The following is a 19,772-nucleotide window of genomic DNA, read 5'->3' on the forward strand; positions in this document are numbered from 1 at the left end:
CCGGGAAAATTTTATTTTTGCCACAAAATTAATGGCTTACTACTTAAACAAAAAGTTTACTCTATGGCAATTAAGATAACTGATGAATGTATAAATTGCGGCGCCTGTGAACCAGAATGCCCCAATAACGCTATATATGAAGGTGGTGTGGAATGGGCTCTTGCTGACGGTACTACTGTCAAAGGCTCCTACACCCTGATGGATGGCTCCCAGATAGATGCTGATCTTCGTAATGCGCCTATCAGTGTTGACACCTACTATATCGTTCCCAACAAATGTACGGAATGTCAGGGCTTCCACGAAGAGCCGCAGTGCGCGGCAGTTTGCCCGGTTGATTGCTGTGTGCCTGATGAAATGTACCAGGAAACAGTAGATGAACTGATGGAAAAGAAGAGCAGGCTGCATATTTAAAATACTGTGAAATTATGACCAAGAACCGTTCAGGCCCGGCCCGGACGGTTTTTTTATGTATATTGACGGATAATGCCACAGGCCCGGTGAATGTAGTTATGCGCCTGTTGACAATTAACAAATAACCTTTAACTTTACCCGCTTATTGTAAAGCATCTTATGAAGAAGAACATAGCCTTGGTAGCCGGCGGATATTCCGGAGAATATGTAGTATCCGTACAGAGTGCTGTAACCATCGAAAACAACCTGGACAACAGCAAGTATGCAGTCTATAAAATCATCGTTACAAGAGAAGGGTGGCGTTATACAGGAGCAGATGGAAGTGTGCAAGAAATTGACAAGAATGATTTTTCACTGACGATCAACGGTCAGAAAATAAAATTTGATGCGGTGTTTATTGGCATACATGGTACGCCCGGGGAAGATGGCCGCCTGCAGGGCTACTTTGAAATGTTGAATATTCCGTTCACCAGCTGTGGTATGGTTGCTTCAGCGGTAACTTTCAATAAAAGCTATTGCAATAAAGTGGTGGCTGCCCTGGACGTGGTGAATGTGTCTAAATCAGTACATATTTTCGATAACCAGCCTTATGGGACAGCAGAGATATTGAAGGAGTTGCGTTTACCGGTGTTTGTTAAGCCTGCGGAAGGTGGAAGCAGCATCGGGATGTCGAAGGTGAAAACGGCAGAGGAACTGCAACCGGCCCTGGAAAAGGCTTTTAAAGAAGATCACCAGGTGCTGATCGAGGAGTTTATCAAAGGCCGGGAGCTGACCATCGGTTTATACCGTGTCAACGGTCAGGTACATACCCTGCCAATCACAGAGATAGTAAGCAGCAAAGAATTCTTTGACTTTGAAGCTAAATATACTCCTGGTGTTACCAATGAGATCACACCTGCTCCGGTATCTGAAGAAGTGGCGAGCCTGGTGCGGCAAACAGCTACTATTTTGTATAATAAGCTGAACTGCAAAGGTATTGCCCGTATTGATTTCATTCACGAAGAAGTTACCGGCAAATTATTTTTCCTTGAGGCGAATACTATGCCTGGGCAGTCTGAAAACAGCCTGGTCCCCCAGCAGGTACGTGCTTCCGGTATGACGCTAACCGAGTTTTACGGTACCCTCCTGGAAGAGTGCATGAGGGAGCATTCATCAATCTAACTATCACACTTAATATAAATATCGTGTTTGATTTTATTACCAAGCGCTCATTCGGTTTAAACCTGTTGATTGTAATTGCCTTTTTCTTTCTAACGGCAATATTGTTCTTTTCTATGCTGGGAATAATCACCAAGCATGGACAGCAACTGACTGTGCCGGATGTAAAAGGTAAAACTGTGAAAGAAGCGATTGCCCTGCTGGAGAAAGCCGGTTTTGAAGCTGATGTCAGGGACTCTATTTTCATTGATTCCATTCCGCCGCTGGCGGTTTGGGCTCAGACACCGGACAAAGGCGCAACGGTAAAAGTAGGCCGTACCATTTACCTCACTGTAAATAAGGTGGTGGCTCCAATGGTGAAAATGCCGGACCTGGAAGGTCTCACTTTCCGTAGTGCAGAGATGATGCTGAAAAGCCTTCGCCTCAATGTGGGAGATACTATCTACAAGCCGGATTTCGCTACGAATACTGTTCTGCAACAGCTGCTGAATGGCAAGAAAATCAAACCCGGTACTTTATTACCAGAAGGGAGCAACGTTACGCTGATACTGAGCAGTGGAACCGGAAGTATAGAAAACCCGGTGCCTGATTTTGTTGGGCTTACCTACGCAGAAGCCAGGGAAATATTAAATGCCAGCAACCTCAGTGCAGGTACGGTGATCATCGATCCCAACGTTACCGATACTATCAATGCCTACATTATCAAGCAGGTACCTACCCGGAAGAACGAAATAGGTGATTTCAACATGGTAAGGGCGGGAGAGAGCGTGGACTTTTGGCTGTCTGCTACAAAACCGGTGAAAGACTCTACAATAAAGGCTCCGGAGCCGGAACAATAAAAATAATGTAACTTAACTTTTTATTTCTTTAACTATATAGCTATGCAGAATATAACCGTAGAAGAACTGAAACAAAGGATAGACAACGGTGAGAAGCTGAACATTGTGGATGTACGTGAACCGCACGAGCGCGCTGAATTCAATATTGGTGGCGCACATGTTCCATTGGGCCAGATACAGGTTATGCAGGTAGACGAACTGGAAGATCTGAAAGATGAGGAAGTGATCGTTTATTGCCGCAGTGGTAACCGTAGTGGTCAGGCTTGCATGATCCTGGAAACACTGGGTTTCAGCAATGTAAAAAACCTGGTTGGCGGTATGCTGAAATGGCGTGAGCTGAATGGATAAGCCATTCTCTGGTTTTAGCTTTTAGCTTCCAGGTGCTGGAAGCTAAAAGCTAAAACTGAATGTTATTCATGTAAAATTGCTGTCGCTTCTATTTCTACCAGGTAACCCGGATCTATCAGTTTACTTACTTCGACCATTGTAGTGGCGGGCTTGATGCTTTTAAAGAATTCCCCATGCGCCCTGCCATATTCTTCCCATCTTGAAATATCTGTTACAAACATCCTGGTACGTACTACATCATGCAGGCTGGCGCCGGCTGATATCAGCGCTGATTCAATCTTTGCCAATACAAATTTCGTTTGTTCGTAAGCGTTACCCGGCGCTACTACCTGATCGTTGTCGGTTGCCACGGTGCCGGAGATCTCTATCACATTGCCAACGCGTACAGCACGGGAGTAGCCAACTTTGTTTTCCCATATGGCGCCGGAAGAGAATGTAGTACGTTTCATAAGAAATAAATTAGGTGAGGTGGGTGTCAAAATTACATAATCTTTCTCACTCTGAGCCTGCAGTGGTGGTGCCGGGAGCCACCGGTTTAAACTTCACGACTTTACCCAGCAGATCGAACCAGAACGGTGCACCCAGGGATATCGCCAGTGCGGTCATGCACCATCCTATGAATATCAGCCAGCCATTTTGCTGAAAGGGGTGCGTATAACCGCAACGGATGGTTTTATGTCCGCCGGTGGAGTCGGTCACGCATTGCCTGCTGATACCCAGCACGTTCCCTGCATCACCGGCATCGTTGCGCAGCATGGCGTATACGCTGATCATGGCGGTATCTTTCAGGAACATGCGCACAGAAGTATCGCGTCTGTAGAAGGTGCTATCTTTGCTGTTAATGATGTGTTTCTGCACCAGCGTGTCCATAACCGGTGTATAGTTCTGATTATGGCTGGCTGCCAGCTGTACCATCTGTTCGCGGACGTTTTTGTCTTTCATCAGGATGCGTGCGATGGCAATAGAGTCTACATTGAAAAGGCCGGCGATGGCCATACCGATGACCAGCAGCCATGTCTGCGTATGTTTACGGTACCAGCCGCTGGCTCGGCTCATGGTTTCATTGAACCATGTTTCTATATTGACACGGAACTTTGTAATATCGCCGTTTGCATCTTCAAAGAGGTTGCGAAGATGGGTGAGCGTATCTGTTCCCAGTTGCAGGGTGTTGGCCTGGAGGCATTCGCGGATGGCGTCGGTATCTGTCGTGGTACCTTCAGGCGGCGTACCGCGTAACAGATGTACCATTGTTTGAGAGAATATCTGCGGGCTGATATATGCAGGTCTTGCTGAGGCACTGCTTTCACCGAGATATCTGATAGCGGGTGTCTGATAGAATTTTTTCAGGAACGGGCAGTGCCGGAATGGAAGAAAGAAATATATAAAGTTCCAGCGAAGCTCATTAAACCAGTTGAAGAAGGTGAATTTTCCCAGTACCCCCAGTTCACGGCTATGATCATCATCTTCCAGCATTCTGCGCAGTCCTTTCGTAAGGATGCGGGCGCGCGCATTAAAGATCCTTGCCAGGAGCTCCTGTACAATGGACGCGAGGAGACTGTATAGGAGATAAATGAAAATAAGGCCCAACGCCACTTCTATGGCCAGGTTACTAAACATAAGGATAGTTCATTTAGTTGACATATGAATCTAAAAGTAGTTTATTTATTGCAAAGGTAGGTAGTGGCTGCGCAGTGTATCTGTAGTTTACATCAGTTTTTTATACCGGCAGGTTACCGGCTGCTGCTGAAGTAGAGAAAGAAGGGCATGATCTCGCTGAAATGAATAAGAAGCTTTTACAGAAAGTGGAAGAGCTTACCCTTTATATCATTGATCTGGAAAAGCGTCTGAAGAAAGTTGAACAACAGCATTAAGCCTGTTGTTCAAATTCGAAGAAGCAGCAGCTGCCGCCAACCCAGGTGTCTTTACTGTTATAGCCTACACCTATCATCCTACCTTTGCTGATTCTGGCGAGGTTGTGTATCAGCACCGGTCTAGGTGTGTCGTCAGGCCAGATATACATCATCCTGATTTCGCAGATGGCATTGCCGTCAGGTGTCTGAATGACGGGCGCATATTTTACCTTATGTTGTAATATCCAGTTTTCCGGGTCTTTGATGTTGTTGATATCATCTGCGGTTACATCGATGATTACGCCTTTGCCTGCGAAAGAGAAGAGCGGTTTCAGTACATAATTTTCCAGATCGGTGGGTAATACCGGTAACTCGTGCAGGAACCAGCTTTTAGGGACATATTCACTGTGGATGAATGGCATGGTGTACTTGCTGATTCTGTAAAACCAGTTGGGATGTGTGATCCATTCAACGTCCAGATCCTGGAATAGGTTTACATGCTCCGGCAGTCCGGTGGATTGTTTTTGCAGATCATCGAATATAATACGATTGTAAATGCGGCGGACATTTGTTTTCACGCCATTGCGCAGATAGAAGAGTTTTTTACCTTCCTGTATCAGGTCCGTGATGCAGATGGTGGTAATGCCAATATATTTTTCAGTGCTGTAAAAATCGATCTTCGTCTTCTGCTCTTCCGGCTTTACTTCCAACAAGACTACTTCTTCGGGCGGACAATCGCCGATGATCATCTTCCTTAATAACTCGTAATACGCATTCTCATCAATGCCATTGAAAAAATTGCTGAGATGGGCAGGAATATCGAAGTGTGTTCTGAATTGCCGTGCCATGACATCCTGAAAAGCATACATGGTGGGGAAGCCCTGCATTTCGATCAGTTGCGGTGCGAGCGAACCATCTTCCTGTTTGCATACGGCAAAATCAATTACAATGAAATGAGGATGGTCATTTTCGCGCGGGACTTTCAGTTCTGCCGGAATGGCGTCGCGGGTAATGGTTTTGAAATCGGGCCGCAGGATCACATTCACAATCTCTTCGCATGCCTGTACCAGTTTGGTGGTAAGGGAAGCGGGTACGAACACAGGTGTTTCGGCAATGCGGAAAGCAGCCGCTATGCCGGCATCCAGTTCTATACCTTTTAAGAAGTGCTGGTACCTGGTATTGGTAAATTGCTGATTATACGATGTTCTTACAGCGGGGATCATGATCTTCAGAAATTAAAAGAAAGAATGTTCTTTATCCGTATGTGCGGTTACCTGTACCTGACGCTCAATGGCAGCAAGCCTTTCCGACAGTGAGCCATAGATCGCATAATCGAGGAAAGCGGTGACAAACCGATCGTGCGTGAGCATGATCTTATCTGGGTCTGACAGTAGTTCCAGCATGCTGTTGTATTTTTCTTCACCATGATTACTGAGTACCTGCGCTTTTTTCTCTTCCTGTTGCAGGTACATGTGCATACCGGCAGCATCGGCTTCCGGGTGGAACTGGGTACCGATAAAGTGTTCATTGAACCGGATAGCCATGGTGGCACGTTCCAGCGGCACATGTGGTCTTTCCTTTTCCAATGCGAGCACCTGGCCGCCCATGGCGTGCAGGTTTTCATAATTCAGCTCTATCACCTGCCAGTCGCGGCTGTCAACGATATAGAAAGGATCGGGGAGGGCGCTGAATATTCTTTCCTGCATGCCCGCCGCTGTTTTATGAACGGGGAAAACGCCGAATGCCGGCGACTTACGCCTGCAAACATTTCCCAGCTTATAGTAGCGGCACATGATCTGGTAAGAGTGACAAATGAAAAGTGCGGGTTTCGTTTGTTTTTCTGTACGGTTCCAGGCCAGGAGATTATCAATCAGTGAGAAGTAGGCCCGTTCCCAGTCGCTGCCTTCGCTATCGACCGGGCTTCCGGGGCCACCGGTGGAGATGTAGATGTCATAGGAGGTATCGGGCATCTGTTGCTGCCGGCGAACTTCGAACTCATCGTATTGCAAGTCAAGCGTGTGCATGGCCGCATACTGCGACAGGATCTCGCGGATACAGCGCATACCTTCATTAGGTACACCTTCATACATATCCAGCACTGCTACTTTCCAGGTGTTTTTAATCGGACGCATGCTGCAAAATTACGAAATCATTTTCAGCATCCCTGTAGGAACTGGTCGCGTATAAAGTCGGTAACAGCAACGAGGTCCTGAGTGGCGTCAAACTGACGAAGTTGCCTGTCGGCGCCGGTGCCTGTTTCCAGGATACGGGAGGTAGCGGCTATTACTTCCCGGCTGCCTAAATCATCTACCACATCATCAATAAAATCGAGCAATTCGTATATGAGTGCCCGTGTGTTCACTTCCATTTCTTTTCCGAAATCTATCAGGTTACCATCAATACCGTAGCGGGAAGCACGCCATTTGTTTTCGTTGATCAGGGCGCGGTTGTAGAGGATGAAGTTGAGGTTCTGCATGCGCAGCTTGTAGATCTTGGCACAGACTGCCTGGAATAGGCCTGCCAGTGTGATGGTATCGTCCAGTGTGAGTGGCACATCGCAGATACGGAACTCGACTGTGTTGAAGAAAGGATGTACGCGGAGATCCCACCATACTTTCTTGGCATTGTCAATGCAATTGGTCTTAATCAGTAGTTTGATATAGTTATCATATTCTTCGATGCTGCCAAAGTAATCGGGGATACCGGTACGGGGGAATTTGTCGAAAACCTTAGTACGAAAGGATTTGAAGCCGGTGTTACGTCCTTCCCAAAAAGGAGAGTTGGTGCTGAGAGCGAAGATATGTGGCAGAAAATACCTGACGGAGTTAGCGATATGGATAGCCATTTCCCTGTTTTCCATGCCTACATGCACATGCAGTCCGAAGATGAGATTGGAGCGGGCGGCATCCTGCATTTCATTGACGATCTCGAAATATCTGGGATGGTCAGTGATAAGCTGCTTTTCCCATTGGCTGAAAGGATGGGTGCCGGAAGCGCCGATGCTGAAACCCAGGTCGCCGGCAATCTGGGCAATGGTGCGACGCAGCAGGGCTACGTCTTTACGGGCTTCGTGTATATCTGCACATATTGTTGTGCCTACTTCCACAACAGCCTGGTGAAATTCTGCTTTCACCTGATCGCGTATGATTTTATGTGCCTGTTCTACAATTTTCTGTTCATGAGACCTGAGCTCTCTTGTAACAGGGTCCATGACCATGTATTCTTCTTCTATTCCCAGCGTAAACGCCTTAAACATGGTATAATCGGCTTTAGACTATCAGCGGTGAGCTTTTAGTATTGAAATGAATTGATGATACAAATGTAGGCTGTAAACGGATCATTTTTCCTTTTGTTGTTTCTTCGCCGGGCTTTTTTTAGGGCTTTTCTTTGCCGCTACGGATTTGGCTGTATCCGTTTTTTTAACGGCTTTTGGCGTACGTTGTACAAATTTGCCCCAGGTGAGATTATCTTTTCCCGGCTTTTGTTTGATGGCTCTTTCGATGGCGTATCTGGCGCTGGTTTCCACTACCCATTCAAAGTGCTCTTCACCGATGGAGTTGATATCTGCATCTGGCGCAGGGTTACAGAAGTCGATAGCATAAGGTACTTCTCCGCGCACTGCTATTTCAACAGTATTGAAATCGTAGCCCAGGTATTGATTCAGGGCCAGTACGTGATCCGTGATCTTTTTCATTAGTGCCTGGCTGCCATTGAAGTCTGACTGGTAGCGTTGATGCGGGGCGTTCTTTGGATTGTAGGGCATGATGTGTACATCCTTGCCGCCGATGCAGTAACAGCGGTAATACTGGCTGAAGTCAATTTCTTCCTGCAGCATCATTACCAGCTGGCCGGTTTCACTGTGTTTCTGGAAGAAGTCTTCTTTATCTTCCAGGTAGTATACATGTTTCCATCCTCCGCCGGCATATGGTTTCATGTAAGCGGGGAATCCTACATATTCAAAGATGGTGTTCCAGTCGAACGGATAAACAAGGTTACGGAAAGAGGTATCTGCGGTATTATCCGGTAGTCCGAAGGAAGGCAGCAGCACGGTGCGGGGCACGGGCACGCCTATTTTTTGTGCGAGGGCGTTATTGAAAAACTTATCGTCGGCGCTCCACCAGAAAGGATTATTGATAACGGCTGTTCCTGTGATAGCGGCATTTTTGAGATAGGCGCGATAGAAGGGAACATCCTGTGAGATGCGGTCTACAATTACGGCATAACCGCTGTCGGCACCTTGTAATACCTTATCGATGCTCACAAACTCGGCGAAGATGCCGGGAGGATTGATGCGGTTAATTCTGTCGACAAATGCCTGCGGGAAAGTGTTTTCCTGTCCGAAGAGAATGCCGATTTTTTTCATGGTTCAATTACTTGATAAGTGATAAATAATGTGGCAGCATTTCGCGCCAAACGGGCCAGTCGTGCTGTGTATTTGGGCGGACATCAAGCCAGTGCATAATATTTTTTGCAGCGAGCAGGTCTGACATCTGTTCATTTTGTGGCCTGGTAACATCGGTATCAGCTACGCCGAGTACAATGCCCATTCGCCAGAGGTCAGCGTGCTGGTTGTCCGGAATATAGTCAGTAGGATTATTGAAATACACATTATCATCGTAATAGCCGTCCATGCGAGGTTTGATGTCAAAGACACCGCTGAGGCTGAAGAGGTATGATACACGTTCCGGATGTCTGAAAGCGAAGTTGGTGGCGTGATAGCCGCCAAAGCTACAACCGGCAGCCACTATGCGCTGTGCGCCTGTTTCGGCTTCCATGCGGGGAAGGATCTCTTCTGTAAGTAGTTTGTCGTAACAGGTATGGTTATACGCTCTGAATGCCGGATCGATATTTTTATTATACCAGCTGCTTGCGTCGATACTGTCAGGGCAATACACTTTAATTCTGCCTTCATCGATGAACCAGCTGATCGCGTCTATAAGCCCTCTGTCTTTGCTTTCATAATAGCGTCCCATGGAGGTAGGAAACAGCAGTACAGGATAACCGCTGTGGCCGAAGACCAGCATTTCAAATTCCTTCCCCAGGTTGGGAGAGTGCCACTTATGGTAATATTCTGTCACGGGAAAGTATTTAGTTAAATTTAAAAAAGTTTATTGGTTTATTGTTGTTAAATTGTTGGGATGCATTTCTTTCATCATCGGATTTTCTCCGGAGCATTGAACCGGGAAGTATGGCTGGATATCCGGCTTCCTTTGCAGCAGCCGGCGGTGTTGTTATTGGTGAATGACGGTCAGCAATTGCAGGAAATATTACCTGAGATGGATATACCTGTTTGTATTGCAGGTATTCATGCAGGGCCAGAGCGCCGCCAGGAGTATGGTGTTGCGGGTATTCCTGATTACCAGGGGCAGGGGGCTAAAGCTGCCGCCTATACGCAATTTGTTATGGAAGAGCTATTGCCGTTCCTGCGTACAAAGTATCCTGTTGTAACTGAGTCCCGCTATGCATTTGCGGGGTTTTCACTCGGAGGATTATCGGCATTTGATATAGTATGGCGGCATCCTGAAACATTCAGTATGGCGGGCGTATTCTCTGGCTCGCTATGGTGGCGCAGCCATCCGCTCGATGAACATTACAATGAGCATGAGCACCGCATTATGCACCGGGTGATCCGTGAGGGTACGTTTAAGCCCGGTATGCAATTCTTCTTTGAATGCGGCACTGCAGATGAAACGGCAGACCGTAACCACAACGGCATCATCGACAGCATTGACGATACCCTAGATCTTATACAGGAGCTAAATGATAAAGGCTACCGCATGAACACTGATATTCATTACCTGGAGATACCTGATGGCCGGCATGATGCGGAAACGTGGAAAATTGCCATAGGCGCCTTTTTAAGGCTGGGGTATTTTGTATAGGGGTATATGATGTGATTTTACCGATAGGGCGCTTTTGACAGGGCTTTGCCCCTTGGGCGCCCCTTAACTACGCTTTAGTATGTACACTTCACCCCCGACATGCTATAAGAAAATCAATGAAGGCTGGCATATTCTGGAAGGTGAATCTTTTGTAATAGATACGCCAGCCTTCATTGGTGCTTATGATTATTTAGCGGCCTTTGGGAGAAAGGATCTTATAAAGGCCTGCAGGTAGCATTTCGAAATAAGTTTGTTGGGAATTACTTTGCTCAAAGCGGACAGATCCGCCGGCTCCAAAGTCTTCCAATCCGCTGGAGCTTTCCGAAGAACTAATTGTGGTGCTTCCCAACTGTATTTCGGAATCCAAGCGCGCATTTTGTTTTTGGAACGTACCCAGGTTATCGGTGGTTTCAGAACTACTAGTGCCTTCGTAATTGCTAAAGTAGCTGCTGTTATTTCTGTATTGCTTGTAATAGAAGCTCTGGTTGGCGTGAGGAAAAGTACGCTTTGTGGCGGCCGGGTCGGAATAGAACCTCATAAACACATCGGCTGAAGTATATGATCTTGTTCCTGTAACGTAGTCGGGTCCATCGGGTCGTCCTGATTGGAAGTATTCATCTTTTGTTTGCACATTATCATATTCGATTCTGGCATAAACAGGATCAAGAGAAATATCCACCTTGAACCTGGTTTTAACGATAGAATTATCACTCAGGTAGCTAAGGCTGCAATAGATGGGAATGCCGGGTGCGGAAGCGGAAAATGTTCTACCCTTTGTTGCCAATGCGAGGAACTCATTGAGGCCCCTTATTGTTTGCACGGAACCGTCGCCGTCAGTGCCCACCAGGTATATGCGCATGTCGGCCTGATCTATGATTCTTTTTTGTTCTGTCGTCAAAGTATTGGTTCCGCTTACAAATAGCGCTTTAAAGGCGGTGTTATAGGCTTCATAGGTAGCTTCATAGCTGGAATCTGATTCGATAGCGAGAATTCCCATACGGCCGTAAGTGATAGAACTTACGTAGACGGGGAAGTATTTACTGAGTCCCTGTAAATTAACAGTGTCCTGCATCAGGTTTCCTTTATCAGGCAGATCCAGGTCGAGTGTAAAATTCTTTTGTACGAATTTTACGTATAAGCCTGAACGCTTAGCGATTTTGGTTCTGGTTTCAGTAGAGGTGCTTTCTTTTTTAAAGAACAATGCACCGGTCTTTACATTGGAACCAAATGCAAGTTTTAATTCGTCATATGCGGTAAATCTTTCCATGCTAAAGGAATAGCCTGCTGTTTGGGTACCGATATTGTTTTGGGAAAGAATATCGCTGATAAAAGTTCTTGTAGCGGAGAGGGACGGATTGTTAATGGTACCGCTTACTCTTCTTGCAGAAAGCGATACGGAAACGGTGATAGGTTTCACCTTGCCCTGATAATCAGCAATGGGTTTGAGATCCAGGTCTGCCAGCGAATTACCCTGTAGCAAGGCTCCTGCAAAGATGAGCCGGTCCATGGCTGTATTCTGGAACATGGCCATTTCTGTTGTTTCTGCATATAAGGTTCTGCCAAAACCATCCTGCCATATGCTGTCTTTTGTTATCTCCGGGAGACCCGCCATTGCCTGAAAAGTGTTCTTCCTGCCGAGGGCGGAAGGGGAGAAGTCCGGGTGAGGAATGCCGGCAGCATCCCGGGTAAAAATGGAAGGAATATAACCATGAACCTGTAAGCTGATATTTGTTTCCGGATATTTCGCAATATCGCTGACAGGGTTGCTATGTGGTTCCAGCAATTCTTTCCTGGAACAGGAGCAGAGCAGGAGGGCTCCAATAAGTAAGTAATAAAGGTTTCGCATAAAAATTAGGGTATTGAGTTTATTTACTAATGCCTGAATACAGTTGTATGTAAACGTTTAGGTGTGATGTGGGTAAACTATGGGTTACCATATGAATTAAATGGAAAGGGATTTCTTCTTTCCAGGGTTCCTTCTTGTAATTCTGAAATGGGTAACATTATGTCACTAACTTTCCAGGTAATCGGTTGGTATCATATTTACGGGGTAAATGATACGTAAGTAGTCACGGGAGTTTTGAGGCTGGTATATTTAAAAGGATAATCTTTTCGTAATGATATACCAGCCTCCGTTTGTGTTCATTTAACGACCTTTTGGAGAAAGTACCTTATAAAGGCCTCCGGGTAGCAATTCGAAAGAAGTTCCCTCACTATAGCTTCGTTCGAAGCGAACAGACCCTCCGGCTCCCCAATCTTCTAATCCGCTGGAATTACTTTCATAACCTATCATACCGTTTGTCAAAAGTATTTTGGAATCCAAGAAAGCATTTTGTTTAAGGAATGTGCCCTGATCTTTTTTATCCTCTGAAGTACTTTCACCGGCAACATCATCACGATTGTAACTGTAAAAGCTTTTATATTGCTTGTAATAAAAGCCAAGGTTTGCAGGAGGGAAAGTAGGCTTTGTTGCCATGGGGTCTGAATAAAATTTCATATAAACAGAAGCTGATGTATATGTTTCACTTCCTGAACTAAAGCTAGGGGAGCCTGGCTGCCCTGATGAGGTTTGTTCCGTCTTGCGTTTTACATCTTCATACTCAATTCTTGCGTAAATAGGATCAAGAGAAATATCTACTTTGAACCTGGTTTTAACAATAGAATTATCACCCAGGTAGCTAAGACTGCAATAGATGGGGATGCCTGGTGCGGAGGGGGAAAACGTTCTACCTTTTGTAGCCAGTGCCAGAAAAGCGTCGAGTCCTCTTACTGTTTGTACTGAGCCGTCGCCGTCGGTGCCAACCAGGTATATGCGCATGTCGGCCTGATCAATGATTCTTTTTTGTTCTGTTGTCAAAGTATTGGTTCCGCTTACAAATAGGGCTTTAAAGGCGGTGTTATATGCTTCGTAGGTGGCTTCATAGCTGGAGTCTGATTCGATAGCCAGAATTCCCATGCGGCCATAAGTGATAGAGCTTACATAAACCGGGAAATATTTACTGAGCCCCTGTAAATTAACGGTATCCTGCATGAGATTTCCTTTGTCAGGGAGATCCAGGTCGAGAGTAAAGTTCTTTTGCACAAACTTTACGTATATGCCTGAACGTTTGGCGATCTTTGTTCTGGTTTCTGTGGTGGTATTCTCTTTTTTGAAGAATAAAGCGCCGGTTTTTACATTGGAACCAAATGCAAGTTTTAATTCATCATATGCGGTAAATCTTTCCATGTTGAAGGAGTAGCCTGCCGTTTGCGTACCGATATTGTTTTGGGAAAGGATGTCGCTGACAAAAGTTCTCGTAGCAGAGAGGGACGGATTATTAATGGTACCGCTTACCCTTTTTGCTGTGAGCGAAACGGAGACGGTGATGGGTTTCACCTTACCCTGATATTCGGCAATGGGTTTGAGATCCAGGTCGGCCAGCGAATTACCTTGTAGCAATGCACCTGCAAAAATGAGCCGGTCCATGGCTGTATTCTGGAACATGGCCATTTCAGTTGTTTCTGCATATAAAGTTCTACCAAAACCATCCTGCCATAGGCTGTCTTTTGTTATTTCCGGAAGACCCGCCATTGTCTGGAAAGGGTTCTTCCTGCCGAGTGCCGAAGGAGAGAAGTTCTGCTGGGGAATGCCGGTAGCATCCCGGGTAAAAATGGAAGGAATGTAACCGTGAACCTGTAAGCTGATATTTGTTTCAGGGTACTTCGCAATATCGCTGAGAGGTTTACCATTTGGTTCCAGCAATTCTTTCCTGGAACAGGAGCAGAGCATTAGTGCTCCAATAAGTAAGTAATAAAGGCTTCGCATAAAATTAGGGTATTGAATTTATTTACTATTGTTTGAATACAGTTGTATGTAGACGTTTAGATGTGATGCGGGTAAACTATGGGTTACCATATGAATTAAATGGAAAGGGATTTTTTCTCTCCAGGGTTCCTTCTTTAATCCTGAAATGGGTAACATTTAAGGTCTATTGCCGGACATGCCTTCTTTTATAAAGCGCCAGCAATGCTACAGGTAAGGGTGTACAACTTCATTGATCAGAAATGCTTAAAAGTAAAAGAATATAGCCGGGTTGTCGTTTATTTAACGCAGCATATTTAATGATGCGGGATGAAGATACAGAAATAAGATAAACGTGTTCGTGATGCCATGTTATCATTTGGCTTATTAACGATCAAGTAAACTCTAAGTATATTTTTCAAATGAGATGGTATAAGCAAAATAAAAAAGCAGCTGGAATTATCCAGCTGCTTTGAGAAAATTATGTTATTCTACCTGATTAGTTGAAGAGATATCTTATACCAATCTGCATCTGCCACCTGGACAGAATATCGGTAGAGGTAATGAACGGGTTACCGATGTTAGTGAATGAGTAACGAGCCTGACCACCGGGGCCATTGCTATCACGGTAAGACAGGAAGGGTATAGTATTCGGAGTTTTTACCACACCCCAGTTGCTGTTCAGGAGGTTACCAACGTTGATAATATCCAATGTGGCCTGCAGTTTGCTTTTGCTTTTTGGAGCAATTTTAGCGAAATCAATGTCCTGAATGATTTTTACATCGAAATGATTCCACCAGGGGAATTGACCGCCATTCCTTTCTGCGAACTGACCTCTACGGCTATTCAGGTATTTCTCTTTGGAGATAAACTGATCGAGGTCTGTCCATATTTGATCTGCTGTACGCTTATCATTTGGACCATCAGGGATGAGGATGATTTCGCTTTTATCTTTTGGTACATAAATGAGGTCATTATTACCAGAAGAGCCATCACGGTTCATATTACCAGCATATACGTAGCTGAGGCGGGTGTTCCCGAAAGCATCAGCAGCAGGAGAGCCTTCATAAATTACAGATACTGTAGTCGCCAGCATTTTCGCATAGGCGATCTTGTAAGATAAAGTAGCAACCACTCTATGTTTTACCAGGAAGCCGGTGTATGACAACACGGGATTGTTTGGATCGTTTACGATCTGGTTACCATTGAAGGCACTGGCAGCTTGAGAACCTGGGCTGGAAGTGATGTCTTTTGCATTTTGATAAGCGTATGCAGCTGTTGCAGTCAAACCGAAATCAAATGTCCTGGAGAGCTGAGCAGACAAAGAGTAGGACCATCCCTTGGTTGTGTTATCCAGCACGATTGCATTGGTTGCTTTCGGACTTACACGGTTGGCACTACCGATAGGGAATGTATCACGTGCACCGGGTCCTACAGATTTACCGGTTGGATTAACCAGGTTGGCGTCCCTATGGAATACTGCATTGATGTCTTTGGTGTAGATACCTTCAAAAGTAGCAACTATTTTACCTGGTAATACCACGTCAACAGCGAGGTTTGAACGCCAGATCTGCGGATATTTGAAATCAGGAGACATTACGTTGATCAATGCACTGGGTGGAGTCTGAGGGTTTTCAGGAATATATTTTCCTGGGTCTGGGCTGAACGGCCGGCTCTTTTTAGGGTCGTTTGCAGGGGGATTGGGAGTAAATTCCTGTCCATATAACAGACCATTTTGTCCTGCCTGATTAACAGCCCACACATAAGGAATACGTCCGGTAAAGATACCTGTTCCGCCACGGACCTGCAAGGTCTGATCTCCTTTCACGTCCCAGTTGAAGCCAACACGTGGAGATATCAGCAGTTGGGCTTTAGGCAGAACGCTAACATCGAGGTGTTCGCCGTTGCGGAAAGAAACTGTGTCGATCGTGGGATTCTTCATCAATTTGGTAGGATAGAAAGGAACGTCGAAACGCACGCCATAAGTCAGCTTGAGCTTATCATTCACCTGGAATTCATCCTGTGCATAAGCGGAGATAGTAGCTGCGCTCAGCTTGGCAGCAGGAGCAGGGTCTCCCTTAATAGCAGAATAGGAGAGTTGGTAAAGTAAAGGTTGAACTGTCGGATCTTTGGTAGCCGTAATGAAAGTATTCAGGTCTTTATAACGGAATTGACCGAGGTAGAGCTGGGCAAATGCGTTGGAGAACCTGAAATATTCACCAGAAACACCGAAGGTGAAAGTGTGTTTGTTTTTATACAGGTTGAAGTTATCTGTAAACTGGAACAGATCCTGATTCAGTTTATTTACGGCGCTGAATGGTTCAGAACCGGCAGAGATATAGTTTTTACCCTTTCCATCTTCAATATCAATCAGCGGGAATGCACCACCTGGGGTAGTACGGTAGTCACGGAAACCGGAATAGGTCAGTGACAGGCTGTTTGACATTTTGTTGGAGAATGTACTATTCAACTCAACAACAAATGAATTGATTTTGCTGTACTGGCGGTAAGTCGTATTCTGGAACAACATATTGTTCGCGTTTGGTCCACGACCGCTATTAGAGTTGGAACCACTGGCAGCAATATCCCTGAAGGAGTTCATGTAGTTGTAGCGGAAAGTGAATTTGTGTTTTTCACTGATATTCCAGTCAATACGTACGGTGGCTTTCTCGTTGTTCTGTTTAAAATTATAACCTTCATATGCGCCCGGATCATAACCGTAATTATCAATGAGCGTCTTTCTTACCAAATCGAGATCTGCTGTTCTTACTTTGGAAACCCCCGGCAGGGTAGCGTCTGCAGAATCCTTGCTGGATCTCCAGTTTGCTCCCGGTGAATTTCGTCTTTCCAGCTCACCATTAATGAAGAAGAAGAGTTTATTTTTTATAATGGGTCCGCCTACACGGAAACCATATTGTTTCATGTTGTAAACATCTTTAGCGAGTTTTACGCCTTCAACTTTACCACCGGTCAGGTCGTTGCTACGGATAAAAGTATATACAGAACCGGAGAATTCGTTGGTACCTGATTTGGTTACAGCATTGATGCTGGCGCCGGTAAAGCCGCTCAGTTTTACATCATATGGAGCGAGGTTTACCTGGATCTGATCAATTGCATCCAGGGAGATTGGCTGGGAGTTGGTAGAACCGCCAGGCAGTTCAGACAGACCAAATGCGTTGTTGAACAGTGAACCATCTACAGTGAGTGTGTTGAACAGTGCGTTACGGCCGGCGAAGTGCATGCCTTTACCAGACTGGGGGGTCAGTTTGGTAAAGTCTGCAATACCTCTGTTAAGTGTGGGCAGGCTTTGCAGCTGATCTTTAGTGATATAGGTGGCAGCACCGGTACGTGAGCTGTTGAAGGTGTTATCCTGCTTACCTTTTACTACAATTTCGTTCAGGGAGGTAGAGGCAGATTTCATTCTGAAATCAATTTTGAAAGTCTGTCCCAGTGGAAGGTTTATGTTTTCCACTTTTTGTTCTGTGTAGCTGATGAAGGAAACGGTTACGGTATAGGGGCCGCCTACCCTCATGTTAGGAATGTTGTAACGTCCACCCTCCTGAGTTGTGGTACCGTAAACTGTACCGGAAGGTGTGTGGACTGCTTTTACTGTGGCGCCGATCAGAGCTTCTCCTTTCTCATCTTTTACATAACCGTTCATACCACCGGTTGTAACCTGAGCATAGGAGATAATAGTCGCGAGTAATAAAGAAAATGTAAAGAGTAATTTTCTAAATCCCATGATTAGAGAGGTTTGTTTCATGGCGCAAAGGTGCCAAAAATTCCTTATTTAATTTTAACTCGAAATTAACAAATTGTTAAGTTGGAGGTGAATCGTTTGTAGCACCCCAAAAAGATTGTATATAATTGCCCGTAAAGCCTGATAAACAATAGGATTATTCAAGAATTCTCATAAAAATTATTATTCTTCAAATTGCTTTTATTTTTAATTCGTTAAAACCGCTACCAGCGTGAACTTTATCTAGTTCTGATTGTATAAACCAACAGATATAGAATCGAGATTTTATGTGTTTTATACTGAATACATATTTAACAAAATTTCAACTTGCGTTTAACATTTTAACCTTCGCTTTTAACGACTTATTTAATGGGTATATGTCGTAACTTTGCGCCATTAAATATAACTGACCCGGAGGGTATATTATATGTTAGATACAATAGAAGCAGCAATAGAAGATATAAAAAACGGCAAACTGGTAATCGTGGTAGATGATGAAGACCGTGAGAACGAAGGCGATTTTATTACAGCCGCACGTAATGTAACACCGGAGATCATCAACTTTATGAGTACACATGGCCGCGGCCTCATCTGCGCACCTCTCGCAGAAGAACGTTGTGAAGAGCTCGGCCTCGACCTCATGGTGAGAGACAACACCGCTTTACATCAGACGCCTTTTACCGTTTCTGTGGACCTGCTTGGACATGGTTGTACAACGGGTATCTCTGCTCACGACAGAGCCAAAACTGTTCAGGCACTGATAGATCCGGCCACCAAACCCGAACATCTCGGCAAACCCGGCCACATCTTCCCCCTGAAAGCAAAGACAGAAGGCGTATTGCGCCGAGCCGGCCACACGGAGGCTACCATCGACCTTGCCCGCCTGGCAGGATTCGAACCCGCGGGCGTACTCGTGGAAATCATGAATGAAGATGGCACTATGGCCAGGCTTCCTGAGCTCCGCGAAATCGCTATCCGCTTTGATCTGAAACTGATCTCCATAAAAGACCTCATCACTTACCTCCTCACCAAACAAACCCTGATAGAGGAAGGTGTTAAAGTGCAGATGCCTACTAAATATGGCAACTTCGAACTGGTAGCTTTCAAGCAGATCAACTCCGGTGAGATCCATATGGCGCTCAAAAAAGGCGAATGGACTAAGGATGAACCGGTATTGGTAAGAGTGCACTCTTCCTGTGTAACGGGTGATATCCTGCATTCTCTCCGTTGTGACTGCGGTGAGCAGCTGCATGCATCTATGCAGATGGTAGAAAAAGAAGGTAAGGGCCTTATATTATATATGAACCAGGAAGGCCGCGGTATTGGCCTCATGAATAAACTGAAAGCCTATAAGCTTCAGGAAGAAGGCCTTGATACAGTAGAAGCTAATATTGAACTGGGCTTTAAAATGGATGAACGTGATTATGGCGTAGGCGCTCAGATACTCCGCCACCTGAACATCACTAAACTCCGCCTCATCACCAACAACCCTCGTAAACGGGCCGGTTTGAGCGGATATGGTCTTGAAGTTGTGGAAAACGTTCCCATCGAAATTCATCCTAATCCACACAATGAAAGTTATCTGCGTACCAAACGTGATAAGCTGGGGCACGAAATTCTCAAAGACTAACCGTTGGTGTTTGTGATGAGTGAGGCGGGTAATTGTCTGAACTGTGATTTGTGTGATTGATTTGATTTCTGTGATTTGCGAAGATTGTGTTAGAATTTGATTGATACTTATATTATTTATAAAAACAAAAAACC

At 45.3% G+C, this 19,772-nt stretch carries 16 protein-coding genes; 6 read left to right on the top strand and 10 right to left on the bottom strand.

Annotated features, from left to right (window positions below; genetic code table 11):
• Positions 1–63: 63 nt before the first annotated feature.
• The 4 genes from VM802_RS27205 to VM802_RS27220 all read left to right on the top strand — a co-directional run bounded on the left by VM802_RS27205 (position 64) and on the right by VM802_RS27220 (position 2,756).
• Positions 64–411 (top strand): 4Fe-4S dicluster domain-containing protein, encoded by a 348-nt coding sequence (locus VM802_RS27205; protein WP_325536693.1) that lies wholly within the window; start codon positions 64–66, stop codon positions 409–411.
• Positions 412–570: 159 nt separating this feature from the next.
• Positions 571–1,572: a D-alanine--D-alanine ligase gene (locus tag VM802_RS27210; protein WP_325536695.1), complete on the top strand. Its 1,002-nt coding sequence runs from the start codon at positions 571–573 to the stop codon at positions 1,570–1,572.
• Positions 1,573–1,685: 113 nt separating this feature from the next.
• Positions 1,686–2,408 (top strand): PASTA domain-containing protein, encoded by a 723-nt coding sequence (locus VM802_RS27215; protein WP_325536697.1) that lies wholly within the window; start codon positions 1,686–1,688, stop codon positions 2,406–2,408.
• Positions 2,409–2,450: 42 nt separating this feature from the next.
• A complete protein-coding gene (locus VM802_RS27220) occupies positions 2,451–2,756 on the top strand; it encodes a rhodanese-like domain-containing protein (protein ID WP_325536699.1) in 306 nt (101 codons plus the stop codon).
• Positions 2,757–2,818: 62 nt separating this feature from the next.
• On the opposite strand, the gene VM802_RS27225 is transcribed toward VM802_RS27220, so the two are convergent.
• The 7 genes from VM802_RS27225 to VM802_RS27255 all read right to left on the bottom strand — a co-directional run bounded on the left by VM802_RS27225 (position 2,819) and on the right by VM802_RS27255 (position 9,684).
• Positions 2,819–3,205: a RidA family protein gene (locus tag VM802_RS27225; RefSeq protein WP_325536701.1), complete on the bottom strand. Its 387-nt coding sequence runs from the start codon at positions 3,203–3,205 to the stop codon at positions 2,819–2,821.
• A gap of 46 nt (positions 3,206–3,251) precedes the next feature.
• On the bottom strand, positions 3,252–4,373 hold the full coding sequence (locus VM802_RS27230; protein WP_325536703.1) for a hypothetical protein: 1,122 nt from the start codon (positions 4,371–4,373) through the stop codon (positions 3,252–3,254).
• Between the two features lie 250 nt (positions 4,374–4,623).
• The gene (locus VM802_RS27235) at positions 4,624–5,829 is read right to left on the bottom strand and encodes a hypothetical protein (protein WP_325536705.1); all 1,206 of its coding nucleotides are present in this window, start codon (positions 5,827–5,829) and stop codon (positions 4,624–4,626) included.
• 12 nt (positions 5,830–5,841) lie between these two features.
• Positions 5,842–6,738 (bottom strand): type 1 glutamine amidotransferase, encoded by an 897-nt coding sequence (locus tag VM802_RS27240; protein ID WP_325536707.1) that lies wholly within the window; start codon positions 6,736–6,738, stop codon positions 5,842–5,844.
• A gap of 23 nt (positions 6,739–6,761) precedes the next feature.
• Positions 6,762–7,862, bottom strand: a complete 1,101-nt coding sequence (locus VM802_RS27245) for a carboxylate-amine ligase (RefSeq protein WP_325536709.1) — start codon at positions 7,860–7,862, stop codon at positions 6,762–6,764.
• A gap of 81 nt (positions 7,863–7,943) precedes the next feature.
• Positions 7,944–8,969: an ATP-grasp domain-containing protein gene (locus tag VM802_RS27250; protein WP_325536711.1), complete on the bottom strand. Its 1,026-nt coding sequence runs from the start codon at positions 8,967–8,969 to the stop codon at positions 7,944–7,946.
• A 7-nt stretch (positions 8,970–8,976) separates the two neighbouring features.
• Positions 8,977–9,684, bottom strand: coding sequence for an esterase family protein (locus VM802_RS27255; protein ID WP_325536713.1), 708 nt, complete (start codon positions 9,682–9,684; stop codon positions 8,977–8,979).
• A gap of 60 nt (positions 9,685–9,744) precedes the next feature.
• Between VM802_RS27255 and VM802_RS27260 the strand changes: the two genes are divergently transcribed.
• On the top strand, positions 9,745–10,488 hold the full coding sequence (locus tag VM802_RS27260) for an alpha/beta hydrolase (RefSeq protein ID WP_325536715.1): 744 nt from the start codon (positions 9,745–9,747) through the stop codon (positions 10,486–10,488).
• Between the two features lie 190 nt (positions 10,489–10,678).
• On the opposite strand, the gene VM802_RS27265 is transcribed toward VM802_RS27260, so the two are convergent.
• From VM802_RS27265 to VM802_RS27275, 3 genes are all read right to left on the bottom strand, one after another.
• A complete protein-coding gene (locus VM802_RS27265; protein ID WP_325536717.1) occupies positions 10,679–12,334 on the bottom strand; it encodes a thiol-activated cytolysin family protein in 1,656 nt (551 codons plus the stop codon).
• A 300-nt stretch (positions 12,335–12,634) separates the two neighbouring features.
• On the bottom strand, positions 12,635–14,293 hold the full coding sequence (locus tag VM802_RS27270) for a thiol-activated cytolysin family protein (protein ID WP_325536719.1): 1,659 nt from the start codon (positions 14,291–14,293) through the stop codon (positions 12,635–12,637).
• 475 nt (positions 14,294–14,768) lie between these two features.
• Positions 14,769–18,011: a TonB-dependent receptor gene (locus VM802_RS27275; RefSeq protein ID WP_325536721.1), complete on the bottom strand. Its 3,243-nt coding sequence runs from the start codon at positions 18,009–18,011 to the stop codon at positions 14,769–14,771.
• 424 nt (positions 18,012–18,435) lie between these two features.
• Between VM802_RS27275 and VM802_RS27280 the strand changes: the two genes are divergently transcribed.
• Positions 18,436–19,638 (top strand): bifunctional 3,4-dihydroxy-2-butanone-4-phosphate synthase/GTP cyclohydrolase II, encoded by a 1,203-nt coding sequence (locus tag VM802_RS27280; protein ID WP_325536723.1) that lies wholly within the window; start codon positions 18,436–18,438, stop codon positions 19,636–19,638.
• Positions 19,639–19,772: the final 134 nt, after the last annotated feature.

Source organism: Chitinophaga sp. (assembly GCF_035538455.1).
Classification (GTDB): Bacteria; Bacteroidota; Bacteroidia; order Chitinophagales; family Chitinophagaceae; genus Chitinophaga.